The organism is Candidatus Nitrosarchaeum limnium BG20 (assembly GCF_000241145.1).
Taxonomy (GTDB): domain Archaea; phylum Thermoproteota; class Nitrososphaeria; order Nitrososphaerales; family Nitrosopumilaceae; genus Nitrosarchaeum; species Nitrosarchaeum limnae.
Window position 1 is genome coordinate 1 of sequence record NZ_AHJG01000250.1, and the last position, 3,075, is coordinate 3,075.

The following is a 3,075-nucleotide window of genomic DNA, read 5'->3' on the forward strand; positions in this document are numbered from 1 at the left end:
TTTGGTGCAATAGAATCAATTTCATCTACAAAAATAATGGAAGGTGCTTTTTCTCTTGCTTCTTTGAAAATTTCTCTTAATCTTGCTTCACTTTCCCCGTAAAACTTACTCATGATTTCTGGTCCAGAGATACTAATGAAATGAGCTTGACTTTCATTTGCAACTGCTTTTGCCAACAGCGTTTTTCCAGTTCCAGGTGGTCCATACAACAACACTCCTTTTGGAGCTTCAATTCCTAATTTCTCAAAAATTTCTGGATGTCTTAATGGTAATTCTATCATTTCTCTTACTTTTTTAATTTCATCTGTTAAACCACCAATGTCTTCGTAAGTTACTTGAGGTACACCACGTAATGTTTCACCTTTCTCTGCAATATGGAAAACAGTTTTTTGAGTAACTAACACTGCATCTGCAGCTGGAGTTACTCCTATTACTTGAAAAGTTAAACGACCGCCAAAATATGGAACCATTACATTATCTCCTTTGATCAAAGGAACACTTTCTAAAGCATCTGCAAGGTAACGCTCATCAATTGGAGGAATTGCCTCTAGTGGGGCTACTACGACTTTTTCAGCTGCAACTGCTTTGATTTTTCTTACAGTAATGGTGTCGCCTATTGCAATACCTGAATTATTACGACCTAATCCGTCAATTCTGATAATTCCTTTTCCTTCATCTGATGGATAAAGTGGAAGACATTTTGCAACTGTTCTTCTTTTACCTTTAATCTCAATAACATCACCAGTTGATGCATTTAGTGTATCCATAGAGTCATAATCAATTCTGGCAACTCCACGGCCAACATCTCGCGTATATGCTTCAAGAACTTTTAGAGAAAGTGCATTCTGGCTCATATTACAAACTCCTCTGTCTAATTTTTATATCTTTGTAGTAATTTTGCTAAATTACGCTGATAAAATCACAAGCTTAAAATCCTTAATGAATAGGACACGATCTACTTGGGTAAGAGACCATTAGTAAGAAGACGTGGCCGTGGAGGATTTCAGTTTAGATCTACTTCTACTGGTAAGGTAGGCAGTAAAGCCAAATATCCACGATTTTCATTATCTGAGCAACATGAGGGTCTGATAATAGATCTAGTTCATGAACGTGGAAGAGAAGCTCCTCTAGCTAAAGTAAGATTTGAAGATGGCTCAGTTTCTTTTATGCCTGCAGTACTTGGTACTAAAGTTGGTGAAACATTACAATTTGGATTAAAATCAAAAATTGAAAAGGGTAATGTAATTAGTGTTCAAAACATCCCTGATGGAACTATCGTATGTAATGTTGAGAAACATTTTGGTGACGGTGGTGCTATAGTGAAATCAGCAGGAACTAATGCAACTGTCTTCTCTCATGGTGAAGAAGGTGTGACATTAAAACTTCCATCTGGTAAATTCACTACTCTTAATCCAAAAAATAGAGCAATGATTGGAACTCTTGCAGGCGGTGGCGCAAGTGAACGATTCTTTATGAGTGCAGGTAACAAATGGCGAAGCTTTAGAGCTAAAGGAAAGAAGTTCCCTATTGTTAGAGGTGTAGCACAAGCAGCTTATGTTCACCCACACGGTGGTGGAAGACATCAACACGTTGGTCAAAGTTCTACTGTATCTAGAAATGCACCACCAGGTGCTAAGGTAGGTAGTATTGCCGCCAGAAAAACTGGTAGAGCAAGGATTAAAGAAAGAAAGTAGTAATCTAATTTTTCTTACCTAAAATTGATTAATAGCTTATTAAGATAATTTTTAGTATGCCAAAGCAGAGAATCAGAATTTTTGTAACAGGCAAAAGTTCAAGGAGTATTTTTCCGTCAGGCTCTAAAAGTAATGGCGAAAAAAAATAATGTTTCTGGTTGGGTAAAAAATCTCAAAGACGGAAGAGTTGAAGCTGTTCTTGAAGGTGATGAAGAAAAAGTAAGCAGATTAGTTGAATGGTCTCATGGAGGGCCAGCCAATGCAAGAGTAGAGGATGTAGAAATCAGAAATGAGAAATTTATTGGAGAATTTTCAAAATTTGATGTATTGTATTAATTGATTGTTTGAAATGCCTTTTTTATAATTTCTTTTATCTCTGTTATATCTTGTCCTGTTTTGATTTGTAAAACTTGAGGATTTTCTTTTCTGCTTTTTTGAATTTTAATGATAATACCTTCTCTTTCTGGTTCTACATCTGCAAACCATCTAAACGTCAAAGATTTTCCAAAAACAACTCTATGCATTCTTACATCTTCAACTACATTCCCGCCCAATGATAGACAAAACTCTCTGATAGAATCAAACAATGGCTGAGCTTTTTCTGGAATTTGTTTTTTAAAATCATTATAACTTCTCTTATTTCCAAAAGAAATCATCCCTTCCATGAACAATTAAATTTAATTTTAATTATAAAGGTAGTAGATCTGTTGGTTCCAGTCTAGACGGATAGCCCCATTTCAAGGCATACAAGATCCGCCACGTAGACGAGGAAGCGTGGATGCTCCACCTTAGGATTGCTCCCTCCCGGACCTCATCCCTTTCGATGGTTCGAACTTAGACGTTATCCCTTCGGATAATTCTTGTCCTGCAACCACCCGCCTCGGCGTGATTTCATTTCCGCACACCAAGCGGGATTTACCCATCTAGAGATTTACCCAACAGTTACTGATCTCTGCATATAGCCGGTTTCAGAACAGGGCACGGCTGGCACCCCGATCCTACCTACTACCAATTTTTCTAAGATGCTATGTTATATTTGCATTAGGTTTGATTTTCTTTTAGTCTTAAAACCACATTACACACAGAACAGATCTTCCCAGTACACTCATTTCCACATTTTACACAAATTGACTTTTGTTTGTAGTTAGTATCCTTAACAATTTGAGAAACTTTGATTATTGACTGATAGAGATTGTTTTTAATGCCACTATGTTTGCCTTCTAATGAATTTAGAAATTCACGAATTTCTGTTCTTATTCCCTCATTCATGTGTGGACAAGGCTCTGTTTGAAATGGAATATTATTTGTAAATGCATAAAATACAATTTCCGATTCATAAATCTCACAAAATGGCTTTATCTTTCTCAAAGTATTATCTGAC

Annotated in this window: 5 protein-coding genes and 1 other RNA gene; 2 read left to right on the forward strand and 4 right to left on the reverse strand. The window is 36.5% G+C overall.

Features of this window, described 5'->3' with window-relative positions:
* On the reverse strand, window positions 1-854 hold an 854-nt coding region (locus tag BG20_RS09000), incomplete at its 3' end, for an AAA family ATPase (protein WP_010194182.1).
* Between the two features lie 105 nt (window positions 855-959).
* On the opposite strand from BG20_RS09000, the gene BG20_RS09005 reads away from it, so the two are divergent.
* Entirely contained in the window at window positions 960-1,694 is a 735-nt protein-coding gene (locus BG20_RS09005; RefSeq protein ID WP_007403161.1) for a 50S ribosomal protein L2, read from the forward strand.
* Between the two features lie 132 nt (window positions 1,695-1,826).
* On the forward strand, window positions 1,827-2,030 hold the full coding sequence (locus BG20_RS09010) for an acylphosphatase (protein ID WP_010194184.1): 204 nt from the start codon (window positions 1,827-1,829) through the stop codon (window positions 2,028-2,030).
* Here the strand turns inward: BG20_RS09010 and BG20_RS09015 are convergent.
* From BG20_RS09015 to BG20_RS09020, 3 genes are all read right to left on the reverse strand, one after another.
* Window positions 2,027-2,359 (reverse strand): DUF5655 domain-containing protein, encoded by a 333-nt coding sequence (locus BG20_RS09015; RefSeq protein WP_010194186.1) that lies wholly within the window; start codon window positions 2,357-2,359, stop codon window positions 2,027-2,029. The genes BG20_RS09010 and BG20_RS09015 overlap by 4 nt on opposite strands.
* Window positions 2,360-2,390: 31 nt before the next feature.
* An RNA gene (gene ffs, locus BG20_RS11990) (signal recognition particle sRNA) lies at window positions 2,391-2,702 on the reverse strand.
* Between the two features lie 33 nt (window positions 2,703-2,735).
* On the reverse strand, window positions 2,736-3,075 hold a 340-nt coding region (locus tag BG20_RS09020), incomplete at its 5' end, for a TIGR00269 family protein (protein ID WP_010194187.1).

Excerpts from the sequence above, each read along its gene's own strand:
- BG20_RS09010 (WP_010194184.1), top strand. The coding sequence starts at position 1,827 with ATGGCGAAAAAAAATAATGTTTCTGGTTGGGTAAAAAATCTCAAAGAC.
- BG20_RS09015 (WP_010194186.1), bottom strand. The coding sequence starts at position 2,359 with ATGGAAGGGATGATTTCTTTTGGAAATAAGAGAAGTTATAATGATTTT.